Below are 17,445 nucleotides of genomic sequence, written 5' to 3'. Positions count from 1 at the left end.
AGGGGGAAGCGATGACTTTGTTGAGATTTGGCGTTATCGGATGCGGAAATTTCGGAGGCGAGCTCGCCAGAATTTTGAATGAATTGGAAGGTACGAGAACGGTTGCTGTAGTTGGGGGAGCGGACGATAGTGCCAAGCTTCTGTCGGAAGAGCTGCATTGCGAAACGGCTGCAAGCGTCGAAGAGCTGGTCGTCCGCGATGACGTTGACGCGGTCATTGTGGCCAGTCCGAATCATCTTCATAAGCAACATGTCATTCTTGCGGCTCAGCACGGCAAGCATGTGTTTTGCGAGAAGCCAATCGCGTTATCTTTGGCCGACTGCGAGGAAATGATTGAAGCTTGCCGGAAAGCCTCTGTCCACATGATGGCCGGACACATCCTTCATTTCTTGAGCGGAGTTCAGCAGGTCAAGCGCTTGATCGCTGCCGGTGAAATCGGGAAGCCGATCGTAGCGCACGCGGAACGGACAGGCTGGCAGGATAAGCAATCCGGAAGCGGCTGGAAGCATGACCAAGCACTGACAGGAGGGTATTTGTTTCATTACATCCACGAGCTTGACCTCGTTCAAACGTTCCTCGGTCCGTCCGCTTCCGTTTTATTGGCGGGTTCATGCGTGGATCCAGCACTTAACGCTTCGAGCAATCCGGATCACTTGCTGCTGACGATGGAATTTTCAAACGGAACTTTAGGCACGATGCAGTATGGTTCAGGGTTCCGGTGGGGCGAGCACTTTGTCAAAATCAACGGGACGGAAGGTGCTGTCCTCTTTGACTTTAAACAATCCGAAATTGTTGTGAAAACAAAAAACGGTATTGATACGTTTGGCATTAACGGACAACCGGATGAAGATGAGGACCGAGTCAACGGCTATAGGCAAATGGAAGGTAAAATTGTCTATACAAGCCCCACAACCCGCCCGCCTCTTTTCTTAAGGCAACCGATGAGGTTGGAAATGACTTTTTTTCGCGATGTGATCGTTGGCAAGCCGGTGGATCCGGAGTATGTCATGCTTTTCGACGGGACCGCAGCGCGTTCTTCGATCGCGGCCGCAGAGGCCGCAATGGACTCGCTTAAGGAGCAATCCTGGCTACGAGTCAAGCCATAAAAATTAGATCAGGGAGAACCGCACGCGCCGCAGCAGGATGGGCTTATGCGGTTTCTTTATTGTACGATTGTATGTCTATCAGGAATAAGGAAAAATGTACGATATTTTCTGTAATGACACGGGGGCGAGGCCTATGTATAAAGTTCTAATAGTAGATGATGAAAAAAACATCAGGGAAAGATTGGTCACATCGTTTCCATGGAATGAAACCGGATTTCAAGTCATCGGCTCCGCCAGTGATGGTCAGAAAGCTCTTGAGCTTATTGAACAGCATGTTCCTCATGTGGTTTTGACGGATATTCGGATGCCGGAAATGAATGGTCTGGAGCTTGCCAAAGCCATCCAGGAAACGTATCCACATATTAAAGTTCTTATCCTTTCGGCCTATGATGATTTCAAATACGCCCAGGATGCCATACGTTTCGGAGTAAAAGGGTATTTATTGAAGCCTGTTATGAAAGACGAGATTGTTGACGTTATGAGTGGCCTCGCCATCGAGTTAAAGAAAGATGAAGAAATAGAGTACGGAAAAAAGATAGGGATTCCGGGTGCACGAGAAGAATCGATGTTGATTGACCTGGTCAAAGGCGAAAACGTCAATCAGTACGATGAACCTTGGCTTCGGGATTATATGAGGATCATCGTTTGTTCGTTCGGAAAATGGTTTGAAAAAGACTTAGGGTTGTTCATTCGGAGTTTTATCACTGAAAGGACGATGGTATATTGGAAGGAAAGCCATACCCCGGTCTTATTTTACGGTAACCAATTAGTTCTGTTTGCACACGATACACGGCCGATCAGCAAATATGATCTTAAGGGGAGACTTGAAGATTATTTCGAATTGCTGAAAGCGTCGATCATGTCGGGCTTTGGAAAAGAGTGCGAGCTGTCGATCAGTGTAGGCAATATGATTAAGGAACCGGATCAGATCTCTACTTCCTTCAATCAAGCGGTCTATGCCATTAGTTATAGATACTTCGATGATCATCATTCGATTCTTTTTTACCAAGATTTATTAGTAGCAGGTTCAGATGAACACGCCAAGGAGCAAGCAAATGAGCATTTAAACATCATCATGGATCGATTGATGCAATCCGTCCTTTCCCGCCAAAATAATGAAATTTCTTCCAGTCTTCGGGACTTTTTTGATGCTGTGGAGCAAGGCAAACGTTTAAAAATAGAAGAAATCAGAATTGCCTTTTCGGAAGTTATCCTGTCTCTTCCATTGAAAGCCAAAGAAAAAGGGCTGCCGATGCCTTCTTTGGATAAGAAGCAGGCATTAGAGTTTATACACGCCGCCCATTCCCTCGGTGATTTGAAAAAATGGCTGAAACAAACAATCGAAAGAATTTTGGACGCTCCTGTCGAGGAGAGTGATAAAAACCGTTACGTACAGCTTGCCAAACAACACGTCCACAATCGCTATTCCGAAAAAATCACCCTAGAAGATATGGCTGGGCAATTATTTATTCATCCGGCCTATTTCAGTTCGATTTTCAAAAAAGAAACCGGACATAATTTTATCGATTATGTAAATGAAGTCAGGGTTCGTAAGGCCGTGGAATTGTTGAAACACAATGATTGTAAGATAAAGGATATTTCCGTTATGGTCGGTTTCCCTACCCATTCTTATTTTAATAAGATTTTTAAGAAAGTGATGGGCGTCAAACCTCTTGTATTTCGGTCCAACCATACTTGCTAACATCACGGGGGGGCTTATTATGTATCGGATGATGAATGGATTTCGGAGGATTTCGTTTCGGAATTTTCTTATGTTGTTTTCTTTAGGCGCTATGCTCATTTTATTATTGTTACTCAGCAGTGTTTTTTTTGTTAAAATCAAACATTTTATTGAGGAAAAAAAGCAGTTTGTCATCAGCACTCGAATGAACCAAATTTCCTTTGAGTTAAACACGAGCCTTAGCAACACTTATTTTATGTTAAACCATTTAACGACGAATGAGCGGCTTACTGACTATATTCATGAATTGAGCAATCACGAGACAAATTCCATCGATAAGTACCGTCTTTCCAAGGATTTTGAAAAATATTTGTATAACAGTAGACAAGAAAACGAGTTCATCGACTCTATATTAGTGATTACTTCCCAAAGTCAATTCAGTTCCGACCACAAATATTTGGATTTCGATCTTAACGGGATCCAAGTGGGAAGCCAGTTGGAGAAGGAGCGTAATTTGGTGCTTCTGAAGAAAGCCGCCGAAAGCCTCATCCCACCCACTGGGCCCGAACCTAGAAATGGACTGACGAATGCGATAAAAGAGTTGGATAAGCAAATGTTTTTTGCCGCAAATATCATGGATAGAGATGGGGTCAATAATGGGGTTATATTGATTCTGCTTAACCCTCATTATTTGAAGGACGCCATTCCTTACAACGAGAACATATCGCTGTTTGACGCCAACCGCCAGTTGATTTTCACTGGAGGTGAGGTTGGGCCATCTGTTGTTGATGAGTTGAAAGGTGTAAAGGCCCCCAAAGAAGGCTTCGTATTTCTCACTGAAAAAGGTCTTGAAGCTCATTATACGACCATCCCTTTTAATGAGTTTCAGCTGGTCTATGTGGACCGGATGGACTTTTATCATGAACAGCTCATCTTAATGGTAAAATTAACGGCCGCCACTTGTTTGTTGGCTTTATTCGTTGCTCTAGTGTCCTCCAGGGTGATTTCAAACAAAATCCTGAAACCGGTTTATCAGGTCATCAAACTATTCAAGACCTATGATTTTACCAAAGACAAATGGAATGATTACGGGGAATTAAAGACGAACAAAAGCTACTTAAATCTTAGAGACCGCTTTTTGCTTTATTTTATCATCACCATATTGCTGCCGCTTATTGTCTACATGGTTATCTTTTATTGGCAATCCTCCAAAATTGCGGTTGACGATTTGAAAAAGAGCCATTATTCGTTGTTTGAGAAAACGGCCAGTTATTTAGAACATGATATCAATCAAAAAGAAGTGCTGATGGCCAGGATTTCGTTGGATACGGCAGTTCAGGATGATATCGTGGCGAAGGATACCAAAACGTTGGAAAAAGAATTGCTTTATGAGAATCATGATTTGGGATTGAATCGGGATGTCATCAGTATTTATGACCGCTCCAACAGCTTGATATTTTCAAATCGATATAAACAAATCGGGGAGCTGGACCCTGCTTTTTACAATAAAATGAAAACATCAGGCAGGGTAATCAGTTATCATCTGACCAAAGACGACTTCGGTAATGCTTCAATCGTCTTGGGAATGCCGATTATATCGCTGGAGAAATATCCGGAAATTGTAGGTTATATTACGGTGGACTTGGATAGCGGATACCTTTCCAATCTTTATGGCGAATTCAAGCAAAACGGTAGTGAGATGTTTATCGTCGACCGGGAATACCGGGTTGTATCCCATCCTGTTACCGGGCAGATCGGAAGGGTGTTGGATATGCCGATTTCGAGTGGAAGCCATATGCAGCAGGGATCCTACGGGGGAAAATATTATGACTTCACGAAGGAAATCAGCGGTGTTCCTTGGACATTCATTTCCAGGTACAACTATTCGGATGTGGAGCAGCAGGTCATCGACTTGTTTTTAAGCAATTCGTATCTATTCTTCCTCATTTTCCTTCTCATGCTGCTGTTTTCATTTTATATGTCGCAGCGCATGCTGAAACCGCTCAGTAGACTGAACCAGATGTTGAATGATTACGAGCTGGGAGAAAGCCATCGCATCGTTTTGGAACGCGTATCCGGAATTGACGAAGTGGACCTGCTGAGCCGCAATTTCAACCAAATGGTCAGAAGAATAGATGATCTGGTTCATGAGACGCTTGTTGCGGGCCAAGAACGAGTCAAACTGGAATACGAGAAGAAAGAAATTCAAATGATCGCCTTACAATCACAAATCAATCCGCATTTTCTGTACAATACATTGGATAATCTCATTTATCTTGTCGAGACGAAAGATGTGGACAAAGCAGTCGAAATGATCAACTCGCTTAGCCGGTTATTTCGTTATATTACGAACCGCGAACAGATGATTCGAATGAACGATGAAATCAAGTATTCCAAAACCTATATAGGCATCATGTCATGTCGGTATGATAATTTTCAATGTATGTGGCACATCGATGATGGCGTGCTGGCGTGCGGCACCATGAAGCTGATCCTGCAGCCGATTATTGAAAACGCCATTCATCATGGGGCGCGGAACACAAGAAAACATGTGACGATTGAAATTTACTGCCTGCTGCAAGAGGAAACCATTCGTGTTGTCGTAAAGGATAACGCATTAGGCATGCAGGAGGAACAATTATTGGAGGTTCGCAAACAGCTTGCGGACCCGGGGGTGAAGAAGGCGGGCATTTATAATGTGAATGCACGGATCAAATTGAATTTCGGAGAAGCTTACGGATTGAACATCGACAGCAGTTACGGAGAAGGTACGACTGTAACCATCCTCTTTCCGGCAAATCTATAACAGCAGCGGAAACATATAAAGATTGTGGTACAACATCTATAGATCGTATCACTAATCGAAGCTGCTTTTCCTTATGATTGGGGTGTAAGCGTTACCAAACTACCAAGGAAAGGAGGGGCAGCTTTACCATGGAAACCGCCCTTCAGCAAGCCGAAATTGAAATTCGATCTGTCCGAAAAAAAAATGCAAACTGGATAAAAGCAAAGAAAATGAAAGCGCTCTACCTCATGATGCTGCTTCCGATGATTTTGTTATTCATTTTTCATTATGTTCCTCTTTACGGTATTCTGGTGGCTTTCAAGAAGTTTTCACCGGGTTTGGGGATTTGGAAAAGCCCATGGAATGATTTTGCGCACTTCAAGAACTTGTTTCATGATTCCCTCTTTATCCGAGCTTTTAAAAATACTTTGATTATCAGTTTGTTAAAGCTGGTCGTGGCTTTTCCGGCTCCCATTGTTTTGGCTGTGCTGCTGAACGAAGTCAAGAGTGTACTGTTTAAAAAAGTGGCGCAATCCGTCTCCTATTTGCCGCATTTTATGTCTTGGGTCATTCTGGGGTCCATGGTGGGCGAGGTGCTTTCCCCTCAAAGGGGAATCATCAATTATTTCATCCATGCGCTTGGGGGGACTCCGGTCAATTTTTTATCTGACACCCACTACTTTGTTCCCATGTTAATTTTGACGGATGTATGGAAAGAGATCGGTTGGGGGGCAATTATTTATCTGGCGGCCATTTCTTCGATCAATCCTGATCTCTACGAAGCGGCAGATGTAGACGGGGCCGGACGGTTCAAGAAGATGTTGCATATTACAGTTCCGTCGCTCGTTCCGATGATCGTCATCTTGTTTATACTAAACCTGGGTAATATTTTGAATGCGGGTTTCGATCAGATTCTAAACCTTTACAATCCGGTCGTTTACGAGGTCGCCGACATCATCGATACGTACGTGTACCGGAAAGGCCTTGAACAGTTTCAGTTGGACTATGCGACCGCGGTCGGTTTATTCAAAAATGTAGTGGGCGTGATCCTCATTTTGGGGGCGAATGCGATAATCCGCAAACGAAGCGAACATGGCATTTGGTAGGAAGGAGGAAACAGGGAAATGCTCAAAACACGATTGTCCATTTTTGATACGTTGATTGTATTTTTCATCAGCTTATTTTCGCTTGCAGTCCTATATCCGTTCTGGCAAACGCTTGTTCTTTCTTTCTCGGATGCTAATGGCGTGTCAACGCTTGGCTTTCATCTATGGCCGGAACAATGGGTGGTGGTTGCTTACCGGTTTGTGTTTAGCTATCAAAATATTATTTCCGCCTATCTCAATACGATCTTTCGAACCGTAATCGGCACCGCGCTCATTGTGTTCTTCACCTTGCTGGTTGCCTATCCGCTTTCCAAGAAGGATCTGCCTTACCGTAATTATTTCACAGCCTTTTTCCTCATTACCATGTTCTTCTCGGGGGGATTGATTCCCAATTACTTATTAATTAAAAGTTTAGGTCTCCTCGATAATCGCCTTGCGTTAATTTTACCTGGAGTTGTTAATGTGTTTTCGATTATCATTATGCGTAATTTCTTGATGACGATCGATAAAGGTCTTGAGGAGTCAGCGCTAATAGATGGAGCCGGTTATTTTAAAATTTTGACCAAGATCATCGTCCCTTTATCCAAACCGGTCATTGCGACTGTTGCGCTTTGGGCGGCGGTGGGGCATTGGAACGCATGGTTCGATGCCATGATTTATATCCGTGATCCTCAGAAGACAGTTCTGCAGATGGTGGTCAGGGAAATGATGGTCGCCCTGGATCTGTCGCAGACACAAATGGGCGGCGGCGGAATGTCGAACGCGAATTTGCTTCTCAGCAATGTCCGCGCTGCGACGGTCATGATTTCCATAGGTCCCATCATTCTCATTTACCCGTTCGCGCAGAAATATTTCATCAAGGGAATTATGATCGGCTCGTTAAAAGGTTGATTTCATTTGTTTGCAGATATGACAAATATAGGGGAGGCAGTTCATATGAAAATTCGCTTAAAGGTTTTATATTCGGCGTTGCTAGCCGGATCCTTAGTTCTTGGGGCGGCAGGCTGCAGTCAGAAGGATGCATCCGACGTTAATTCCACAAGCCCGGCTCAAGGGGACAAAGCTTCGGGGCTGCCCGCGCCGGGGGACTTCTCCAAGAAGCTGGACTTGAAGCTTTCCGGGTCATTTACAAGAGGGAAAATTGAAGACGGGAACTGGGTGCAGAAGAAGCTCGAGGAAAAGTACAACATCAAAATCAATAACGTGAAGGTGGATACGTTTAACAAAGACCAGGTGCAGCTGATGGTTGCATCTGGAGATTTGCCGGATACGTTTGCCTTTACGGCGCAGTCCCTGTCGGCGTTGGAATTTTACGAAAACGGCCTGACGAGAACGGTCTCGAAAGAGATGCTGAAGAAATACGCGCCCCGTTATTCCAAAATGCTGGATGAGAATGTTCCGGGCTGGGATATGAATTTGGCGCCGGGCAAGAAAGACGAATATTTGACTCTCGTTGGGTATCAGGGACATACCAAAAATTTAATTTGGGCTCCGACCTTCCGGCTCGATTGGCTTGAGAAACTGGGGATCAAGCCGCCGGGCGACATTAAGCCTATTGGAACAAGCGGCGGCCTGGAACGGATCTACTTCTCGGATAAGGCGTATACGTTGGAGCAGACGGAAGAAATCCTAAAGGCCTTCACCCAGAAGGACCCGGACGGCAACGGCAAAAACGATACGTATGGCATGCTGCCGTTCAACAACGCGTTTACTTCCTGGGGAAGCACCCTGCTCGGGGCATACGGGGTAGCTAGCGGCTACAACCTGGAGGAGAACGGCAAGCTGACGGCCGCTGAAATTTCCGATAAGTACAAAGAGTTCTTGAAGATGATGGCGAGATGGAATAAAGAAGGCTTGATCGATCCGGAGTGGACGACGATCGACGTGAACAAGAGCTGGGAGAAATACAAGCTCGGCAAGGCCGGTTATTATCCGGCGCAGCCTGCTTATGTCGGTATGGACGCTTGGACGAAGGGACGCGCTCCGGCGAACATTGTGGAGAAGGACCCCGCCGTTAAATTGCTCGTGACCGCGCCCGAGATCGGCCCGAACGGGCAGCAAGGGGAAGGCGCCTTCACCCCAGTCAACAGGCTGGGCGATGCTTTCTACATTTCCAAGAAGGTGACGGATGAGCAGCTGACGCGTATTCTGCAAATCTTCGATTATATCAACTTTGATGACGATTCCCGCTGGACACTTTACGGAGAAGTCGGTACCCAATCCACATGGCAGGGAACTCCGGAGAAGTCGGAGATAAAAGTCAAGCCGGAGTATCCGGAGAATGAAGGGAATATGGGCTTCTGGGCATATAACTTCAGATCGTACGATGACAAACGGGCGTCCTATCAGACCTCCGAAGCAACTACGAAGTTGAAGAGTGATTTCTTCGGCAAACCGGACGTGTTGAAGAAGATGGAAATCAGACCTTTCAAATGGGATTTGATGAACCAAACGAAATATGCCGATCTGAACAAACAATATAAAGGCCAATTGGATACGATTGTGAATGAATTCCGGTTGAAGGCCATTGCCGGGCAAATCGATATCGATAAGGAATGGGATAAATACGTGCAAAACTATTTGAATAGCGGCGGAAAAGAAATTTTGGCCGAGCTGGAGAAAGCGCCGAAAGTCGCAGATCTGCTAAACAAAAAATAATGATGGGATGTTGGTGTTGGCAATGAACAAAAGCGAAGCAATCGCACTCTTTTACCCCGGCATGGCCGGGTCGGCGACCTATCGGATTCCTTCCATGATTACGACGGTCAAAGGGACGATCATCGCCGGCATTGATGCGCGAATCAGCGATATGCGGGATAACCCGAACAAAATCAATACCGTCATTCGCCGCAGCGTCGACAATGGGCAAACGTGGGGCGATGTGCAGCACCTTGTTTCTTATGCCGGTGAAGGACTGAACGGGGCGGCGGCGATTGACACCGCCCTGCTCCAGGATGAAGAGACGGGAACGATCTGGATGCTCTTCTGCCACACGCCCGGCGGTATCGGCTTGTGGGCATCCGAAGCGGGAATAGGCTTTGACGAGCGTGGCAACAGGCTGGTGTATGATGGTTCCGGGGGCGAATACAGTTTGCATCCGGACGGGCACGTCACCGATCGCGAAGGACGCGCAACGTCGTATTTCGTTGATGACGAAGGGAATGTTACTTCGGATGGAATCAGCAGTGGCAATATCTTTTTGAAAAAGGGCGTGCATACTGAGGAAACCTTGTTAGAGGCAAGGACATCCTTCTTGCAAATCATCAAAAGTGATGATGACGGCTTGACATGGTCCAGGCCGATCGAGTTAAATCCCGAGGTTAAAGAAGCCTGGATGAAATTTATCGGGTCGGGCCCCGGAAGAGGTATTCAGCTCAAGTATAGCGATTACCGGGGAAGGCTTGTATTCCCGATTTACTTTTCGAATCCCAATGGAAAAATGTCATGTACCGTCATTTTCAGCGATGATCATGGGAAAAGCTGGCGTAGGGGCACCTCTCCTAATGATGGAAGACGTTTCAACGGACAAATTCTTTCCGCCGAGACGTTAAGCGCGGATGGTGCGGATTTGACCGAATCGCAGCTGATTGAGCTTCCGAATGGCGAGCTGCGAGTTTATTTGAGAAACCACGCCGGTTTACAGCGGACCGCAGTGTCAGTGAGCAAGGATGGCGGAGAGACCTGGAATGAGCCGGAGTATGATCAGGATCTGCCCGACCCGACATGCCAATCCAGCGTGATGACATACCCGGATTTGGGAGACGGGAAAACAAGGGTTTTGTTTGCAAACCCTGCGGATCCCCGCAAGCGGACTAGCGGAACGATCCGACTGAGCGAGGATGGGGGAAGCACCTGGAAGTATGCCAAGCAGATCGATGAGTATACGTTCTCCTATTGTTGTTTGACGGTTTTGGATAATGGGGACATTGCGCTGCTATATGAAAGTGATTTTGATTTTTCAGAAAATAAACCGATAACGGTTAAATTTACAAAGTTCACATTGGATTGGATCTCGTCATCCTGACAAGAGCCCAACTGGAACGTCCATTGTTGAGAGCTGATCAAATTTCGGCGGGGATCAGACGGTCCTCGCTTTTTCCTTTACATTTGCTGTTCAATTCGTTAGGAGGAGTAGAAATGTTGGAACAAAAAGGAACTGTTGTATTGGATCTGCCTCCGGGCAAGGGAAATCCCAGAAATAGCGAAGGAGCTTTCCTGGAGCTGCTGGATGACCGCCTGCTGTTCGCGTACAGCCGCTTTACAGGAGAGTCCCAAGCAGATACGGCCCTGGCATGTATTGCCTTACGCTATTCTTCCGACCGGGGAGACACCTGGTCAGATGACATTATTATCGCTCGCCCGGAAGATCATGACGCAATCAACATTATGAGTTTATCCCTGTTACGGATGAACAACGGCGACATCGGCTTGTTTTACCTGTTGCGGTATGGCTGGCATGATATGCGGCTTCATTTGCGCCGTTCGTCCGACGAAGGGGAAACCTGGAGCGAGCCAGTTTGCTGCATACCGGGCCCGGGGTATTACGTGACCAACAACGACCGGGTCGTACGCTTGACTTCCGGCAGGCTTGTCATTCCCGCTGGCTTGCACAAAATGAAAGGTGAAAGCATAACCGATTGGAAGTCGTTTGACGGCAGAGCGCTTGCCTGCTTTTTTCTGTCTGACGACGATGGGGCGACCTGGAGGGAATCCCAAAGTTTCTGCGCGCTGATGGCGCCGCAATCCATGAGCGGTTTGCAGGAACCGGGTCTGATCGAACTGAAGGAAGATGTCTTATGGGCTTGGGCAAGGACGGATTTGGGGCGTCAGTACGAAATGTTTTCCGCAGACGGGGGGGAGACGTGGAGTACGCCAATACCGTCGCGGTTCACTTCGCCCAATTCGTCGCTTTCCATGAAGCGTATTCCAGGAAGCGGGTTCCTGCTGGCGGTGTGGAATCCGATTCCGAACTATGAGACTCGGGTCTTGGAGAAGCATTCGTGGGGACGCACGCCGATGATCGGCGCCATCAGCAAGGACAACGGACAGACGTGGGAAGGCAATTTTGCCGTTGAACGGGAGGAGGACCACGGCGGGTATTGCTATACCGCAATCCATTTCACGGAGGATTCCGTGCTTCTCGCTTATTGTGCAGGCGAACCCGAGGACGTCATATGTCTCAGCCGGTTGAGGGTGAGAAAAATTCCGCTGTCTTCGATACTGGACGATACGGGAATACGATGAGGGCGAACAAAGCGTAGAATCGGCGCACGGTCCACGCGCGTCGTGATCACGAAAAACGAGAGGAGAGACCGATGTCCAATCCAACTTATGAACCGAAGTTTGAAACCAGATGTTTGCATTCGCTTGTGAAAGTGTTTGCCGATACCGAGTTGAACGAATCGCCGTTTTCACGCGCTACTGTTTTGCATAATGAAACGTATGCGTTCCAGGTTGCATACCGCACGAATGCTGCATACAAAAATATACAAGTATCTGCCGCATCCGATCTTTCGGATTCCATCATGATTCGCTCGGTCGGTCTTGTTCCTTCGGAATTTCCGATGTATGCGGACCATGACGGCAATTTACTGCGTTTGACGCCGGGGCTGTACCCGGACCCGCTTTTTCCGATTGGCCGGGATGGCGTAAATGCACTGCCGAATCAATGGCGTTCGGTATGGGTGAGCTTGGACATTTCGCAGCAGATAGCCTCCGGCATACATTCGATTCAAATCCGTTTTGCGCTAGAAAATGGCGATTTACTCGGAAGCGAAACGTTCGAGCTGGACGTCGTGCCGGTATCGCTGCCGAAGCAGCGATTGGTTCATACGGAATGGTTTCATACGGACTGTATCGCCACTTACTATGGCGTTGAGGTGTTTAGCGAGGAACATTGGCATCGTATCGGGCAATTCGTGCAAACGGCGGCTAGTCACGGGATGAACATGCTGCTGACCCCGCTGTTTACTCCTCCGCTTGACACTGCAGTAGGCGGGGAGCGCCCGACGGTGCAACTCGTCGACGTAGAGAAGGACGGAGGAACGTACCGATTCGGCTTCGATAGGCTCAAACGTTGGGTCGATATGGCAACTGTCGCCGGCATTCAATATTTTGAGTTTTCTCATCTGTTTACTCAATGGGGAGCGAAGCACGCGCCAAAAATTATGGCGATCGAGAACGGCGAATACAAACGCATATTCGGTTGGGAAACGGATGCTCTCGGCGAGGCGTACAAATCGTTTCTCGGCCAATTTTTGCCGGCGCTCGTCGACTTTATTCGGGCAAACGGGTTGAATGAACGCAGCTATTTCCACGTATCCGACGAACCCAACATGGATCATTTGGAGTCGTACCGAAGCGCTAGCGAGACAATAAAAGGTTTTCTGGAAGGCTTCCCGATGATCGACGCTTTGTCAGATTACGACTTTTATGATAAAGGTCTTGTGGAATATCCGATACCGGCCAACAATCACATCGAGCCGTTCCTCGAGAACAATGTGCCGAACTTGTGGACGTACTACTGCTGCGTGCAGTATCGTGATGTTGCGAACCGCTTTTTCGTATTCCCGTCGGTCCGGAACCGGGTGCTCGGCTTACAATTGTATAAATTCCAAATCGCCGGTTTCCTGCATTGGGGATACAATTTCTGGTATTCACAGTATTCCAAAAAAGCGATCGATCCGTTCCGCGTAACCGATGCCGGTCAAGGGTTCCCATCCGGAGATGCCTTCCTCGTTTATCCTGGGGAGCAGGGACCCGTTGAATCGCTTCGCCTGGAAGTATTTTACGAAGCCATTCAGGATTTACGTGCACTTGAACTGCTGGAAAGCCAAATCGGCCGGGATGCTGTACTCCTACTTCTGGAAGAAGGCTTGGAGAAGCCGATCACGTTCAGCGATTATCCGAACGATGCCGACTGGCTTCTTGGGAAAAGGGAGCAAATCAACCATAAAATTGCCGAGTCCTCGAGCGGAGTTCCATATATTCGTTTAGGATATACAATACCTTTTGTTGATCTGTCAACCGAGAAAGAAAAGCAGGTACTTACGGACAGAGAACCCGGCCAATATCTGGGACAACCAGATTCTGTGCTTTTAAATGACGGAACCATATACACCGTGTATCCGAAAGGTCATGGTATTGGACCGCTTATCTTGAAAAAGAGCAGCGATGGTGGCCTTACTTGGAGTGAACGTCTTAGCACAACTGCAAGTTGGGCAACGAGTCAGGAAACACCTACGGTTTATAAAATTGAAAAACCGGACGGGAAAATAAGACTCGAATTGATTAGCGGTTTAGTTAGAGATGGAAATGAGGGCTTTCAAACCGCTTACTCTGAAAACAATGGAGCAACATGGAGTGAGCTTAAGCCTTATTTTCAAGATCAAGGTAAAGCGGGAATTGTTGCACTGGCAAGCCTAACAAGGCTTAAAAACCCAGACGATAGTTGGGCCTATCGCTGGATGGGCATATTCCACGACTTTTCGTATAACAACTGGAAAACATATCTTACGTTCGATGCGAATGGGAATGAACAGTGGAGTACTCCTATGAGGCTGCTGGCCGAGCATGACGCGATTGAGAAGTATGCGGGGCTTTGCGAAATTGAAGTGATCAGGTCGCCTGACGGAAAGCAACTCGCGCTGCTAGCAAGGGCACAGTTTAAAAAGACCAATGCGATGATCACATTCTCCAATGATGAAGGAAATACTTGGACCGAGCCGAAGGAAATGCAAGGTGCATTAATGGGCGAGAGACACAAGGCAGAGTATGATCCGGTGTCAGGTAGACTCTTGATCACTTTCCGCGAAATCATTAGAAGAAGTGCTACTAATTTGGATGATTGGGTAGCAGGAGATTGGGTAGCATGGGTCGGCACCTATGATGACCTCGTTCATTTCAGGGAAGGCCAGTATCGTGTGAGGTTAATGGAGGATTATACGCCTTCAGTCAGAAGTGGAGATACCGGGTACGCCGGAAATGTCGTGTTGGCTGATGGCACTTATGTGCTGACATCATATGGTTATTTTGATCCACAAGATACGAGAGCGCCTTATATTATGACGGTTCGCGTAAAACTAAGTGAACTAGATCAACGTATGAACAATTAGCCCAACTTTCCGCCGATCGATTACGATCGCTCTCCACAAAACATTACCCTTGATGAAAATTCGAGCAAGCATTCGGCGACACAAACACTGTACCATTCAAAGCCTGAAATAAAGGGCGACTTTTGGGGGGGCAAACAACACTCTTTCCAAAGTTCCGCTGTCTTCCGGTAGTCATGATCGTGGGCAAGACAGTAAAGAACAGTGTCTATTCGTTCCTGATGATTGGTAGACTGCCCCTTGCTCATAGCTTTCGCTTCCCCTTTATAGGCTTTTAAGCTGCTATGACGATTATACTTCTTCACCCAATCTGAGAGCTGTGTTCGGCTGGCGATCTTGTATTTATCGATGATTTCGTATTGCGAATACTCACCGGAGAGATAATCCTGAACCGCTTGAAGTTTAAGTTCTGCAGAATAACTCCGAGTGTGGGAATGAATTTCTAACCCCTCAATTCCGTACAACTCATAGCGATGTCGCCATTTCACTAAGGTGGTAACGCTGATGTTATGTTTTTTTCTACTTCCACACGGCTGCTCTGTCCTGCTTTTAACTCCTGTATGATGGCTAGTTTCTCAATCGCATTGTATTCGTTCTTCTTAGACAAAGGAAAACTCCCCTTCAAGTAGCGGTTTATTTATTAAACCTGTCTACTTGAAGGGGAGCATATCAAAATCGGTAGCCTGTTCCGTAATTATAATAGCGAGGTTACGAACTTCACCTCCGGAAAGCGGCTATCCGGTCCTTTCATTAAGATTCCGCCTTGATTTTTCAGATACATATCGAAGAAATCCAGCATATAGGCATTGATAACGGAGTTCGCTCTTTCGGGCGCAATCTTTCCTGTAATGCCCAGCATTTTGAAAATCGGAGAAATGAACTGTACGTCGGCAAAATTCAAATGCTCCGTATTTTCGATATAGAGGACTTGTCCCCCTTCGTCGACCGTTTCGCGCATCCGTTCAAGCTCCAACTTTTTATCTTCCGTTACTTGATCCATCCACTCTCTTGTTGAGCCCATACGGTTAAGCTCTGCATCCGTGTAGACCCGGTTATCCATCACCATTTTTAATTTTTCGAATTCGCTTTCCGAGTTGATGAACAAAAACGGCTTTCGCAGACCCTCTCTGTCACGCAGTCGATAAAGCCCTCCATCAAAGTCTATTCCAACCGCGATTCGCGGATCGTAAGAAGCGTCATAGGCCGTCGCTCCGCCGATGGAATGACCGAACACACCGACATGACCGAGTTCAATCCTCCCTTTTAGATGACTTGGAATCTGCCCCGATTGGATGAGCTCGAATTGGTCCAGCGCAAACGCCACATCGCCGGTTAAAACTTTTCCCAACTTGTCGCGATTTCCGCTTTCCGTCCGATAATCATGGTCGGGCGAGAATAAGTCGTTGGTTGTGCTGGTCGTGATTCGACCGTCCGGAAACTCGGTTACAAATGTATTGTAGGTGTGGTCAATCACTGCCACGATATATCCGTGACTCGCGAGATTTTCGGCTTGCGACGTGTGGAGGAACCTGGAAGAGCCGAAGCCGGGATTCGCAAGGATCAGCGGGTATGAAGTCTGTGCCGAAGAGACTTCGGCCCCCGAATAAGCATGACTGGATACGTACTTCAGGTGTTGAAAAGTAAACCCGGGGAGGCCATAGTTCTTGGCCATATAACGTAAAATCTGGGTATCGGGAATAAAGGGAGCGTACTTGCCGGTGCCAGCTTGAGCCGGATACCATACCTGAACCATCAATTCTCTCTTACCATCTCTGGCTTCGTCGAAAATCTCTTCCCTATTTGTATCCACGAAATGAAAAGTTTGCGTTCCTACCTTAAACTCGCCTGTCGGTTCAGGTAGTTTAAATACAGGAAAAGCATACATGAGACCCGCTGTTACGACCAGCATTAGCGGTATAAGCTGAACCCAACATGAATCGTGGGATTTTTTTTTGGCCGGTTTTTTTAAAATAGCTATAACCTGAAATGGCTAAAAAAATGATCGTTATGCAATATGGGAAAAATAGCTGAACTCTGTATCCTTCCACCGTCCAATGAATGACCAGTAAAAGTGTGGCGATCCCGCTTGCAACGAATACTGGAATTCTACGCCGTCCTTTTTTTAATAGGACTGTTAATGCAAACAAGCCGATGTTTGACAAAAAAAGCAACAGTTCAAACAGCCTCATCTCGATTCTCCTTTTAAAAAATTTCTATTTTCGTTTGTTCCAATCTTATCCTGCCAGGCTGGCCTAAGCTATCGATTTCCCTTACATCTACCTTACAATTTTGTAATTCGATCTTGCGGTATTGGAGGACTCGTAAAACGGTTTCATTTCAGCTTGAAAGAGTGCCGCTTAAGGTTATAATAGCTTACAACGGAACCGGTTGTGGTGCAAAGCTCCGATACATGATACCTTGATCGAAATGAAGTCATGAGATGGGGCAATTACTTTGGAATCGGTATTAAATTTGTTTAAGTGGAAGCAGTATGAATCAGAGGTTATCTTGCTAACGGTAAGATGGTATTTGAAATATAGCCTAAGTTATCGTGATCTCGTGGAGATGATGAAAGAACGGGGTCTTGGCATGGCTCATACAACCATTATGCGGTGGGTTCATCAATTTAGCCCAGAATTAGATAAACGAATTCGTC

General features: G+C 46.7%; 10 protein-coding genes and 2 pseudogenes. 10 read left to right on the top strand and 2 right to left on the bottom strand.

The features are described 5' to 3' along the window. The first annotated feature begins 11 nt into the window (after window positions 1–11). From GC098_RS23360 to GC098_RS41270, 9 genes are all read left to right on the top strand, one after another. Complete coding sequence (locus tag GC098_RS23360; RefSeq protein WP_171645624.1) at window positions 12–1,106, top strand: Gfo/Idh/MocA family protein; 1,095 nt, start codon at window positions 12–14, stop codon at window positions 1,104–1,106. 133 nt (window positions 1,107–1,239) lie between these two features. Then, entirely contained in the window at window positions 1,240–2,808 is a 1,569-nt protein-coding gene (locus tag GC098_RS23355; RefSeq protein WP_171645623.1) for a response regulator, read from the top strand. A 70-nt stretch (window positions 2,809–2,878) separates the two neighbouring features. Continuing rightward, window positions 2,879–5,593, top strand: coding sequence for a sensor histidine kinase (locus GC098_RS23350; RefSeq protein WP_171645622.1), 2,715 nt, complete (start codon window positions 2,879–2,881; stop codon window positions 5,591–5,593). Between the two features lie 128 nt (window positions 5,594–5,721). Continuing rightward, window positions 5,722–6,678 carry an ABC transporter permease gene (locus GC098_RS23345; protein ID WP_171645621.1) on the top strand — a complete coding sequence of 319 codons (957 nt, stop codon included), beginning with the start codon at window positions 5,722–5,724 and terminating at the stop codon, window positions 6,676–6,678. 18 nt (window positions 6,679–6,696) lie between these two features. After that, a complete protein-coding gene (locus GC098_RS23340; RefSeq protein ID WP_171645620.1) occupies window positions 6,697–7,569 on the top strand; it encodes a carbohydrate ABC transporter permease in 873 nt (290 codons plus the stop codon). A gap of 45 nt (window positions 7,570–7,614) precedes the next feature. Then, complete coding sequence (locus tag GC098_RS23335) at window positions 7,615–9,336, top strand: type 2 periplasmic-binding domain-containing protein (RefSeq protein ID WP_171645619.1); 1,722 nt, start codon at window positions 7,615–7,617, stop codon at window positions 9,334–9,336. A gap of 22 nt (window positions 9,337–9,358) precedes the next feature. Next, window positions 9,359–10,702, top strand: a complete 1,344-nt coding sequence (locus tag GC098_RS23330) for a sialidase family protein (RefSeq protein WP_171645618.1) — start codon at window positions 9,359–9,361, stop codon at window positions 10,700–10,702. Window positions 10,703–10,815: 113 nt separating this feature from the next. Further along, a complete protein-coding gene (locus GC098_RS41690; RefSeq protein WP_171645617.1) occupies window positions 10,816–11,922 on the top strand; it encodes a sialidase family protein in 1,107 nt (368 codons plus the stop codon). 71 nt (window positions 11,923–11,993) lie between these two features. Beyond that, window positions 11,994–14,792: a glycoside hydrolase domain-containing protein gene (locus GC098_RS41270; protein WP_216625400.1), complete on the top strand. Its 2,799-nt coding sequence runs from the start codon at window positions 11,994–11,996 to the stop codon at window positions 14,790–14,792. Between the two features lie 20 nt (window positions 14,793–14,812). On the opposite strand, the gene GC098_RS40220 is transcribed toward GC098_RS41270, so the two are convergent. After that, window positions 14,813–15,277 (bottom strand): helix-turn-helix domain-containing protein, encoded by a 465-nt coding sequence (locus GC098_RS40220; RefSeq protein WP_171645616.1) that lies wholly within the window; start codon window positions 15,275–15,277, stop codon window positions 14,813–14,815. Window positions 15,278–15,483: 206 nt separating this feature from the next. Next, window positions 15,484–16,978, bottom strand: a pseudogene (locus GC098_RS23310) (alpha/beta hydrolase family protein). Window positions 16,979–17,243: 265 nt separating this feature from the next. Between GC098_RS23310 and GC098_RS23305 the strand changes: the two are divergent. After that, a pseudogene (locus tag GC098_RS23305) lies at window positions 17,244–17,445 on the top strand (IS6 family transposase); the annotation flags it as partial.

Source organism: Paenibacillus phytorum (assembly GCF_013141715.1).
Lineage (GTDB): Bacteria > Bacillota > Bacilli > Paenibacillales > NBRC-103111 > Paenibacillus_E > Paenibacillus_E phytorum.
Note: the sequence above shows the minus strand (reverse complement) of the source record. Positions and strands in the feature narration are given on the sequence as shown.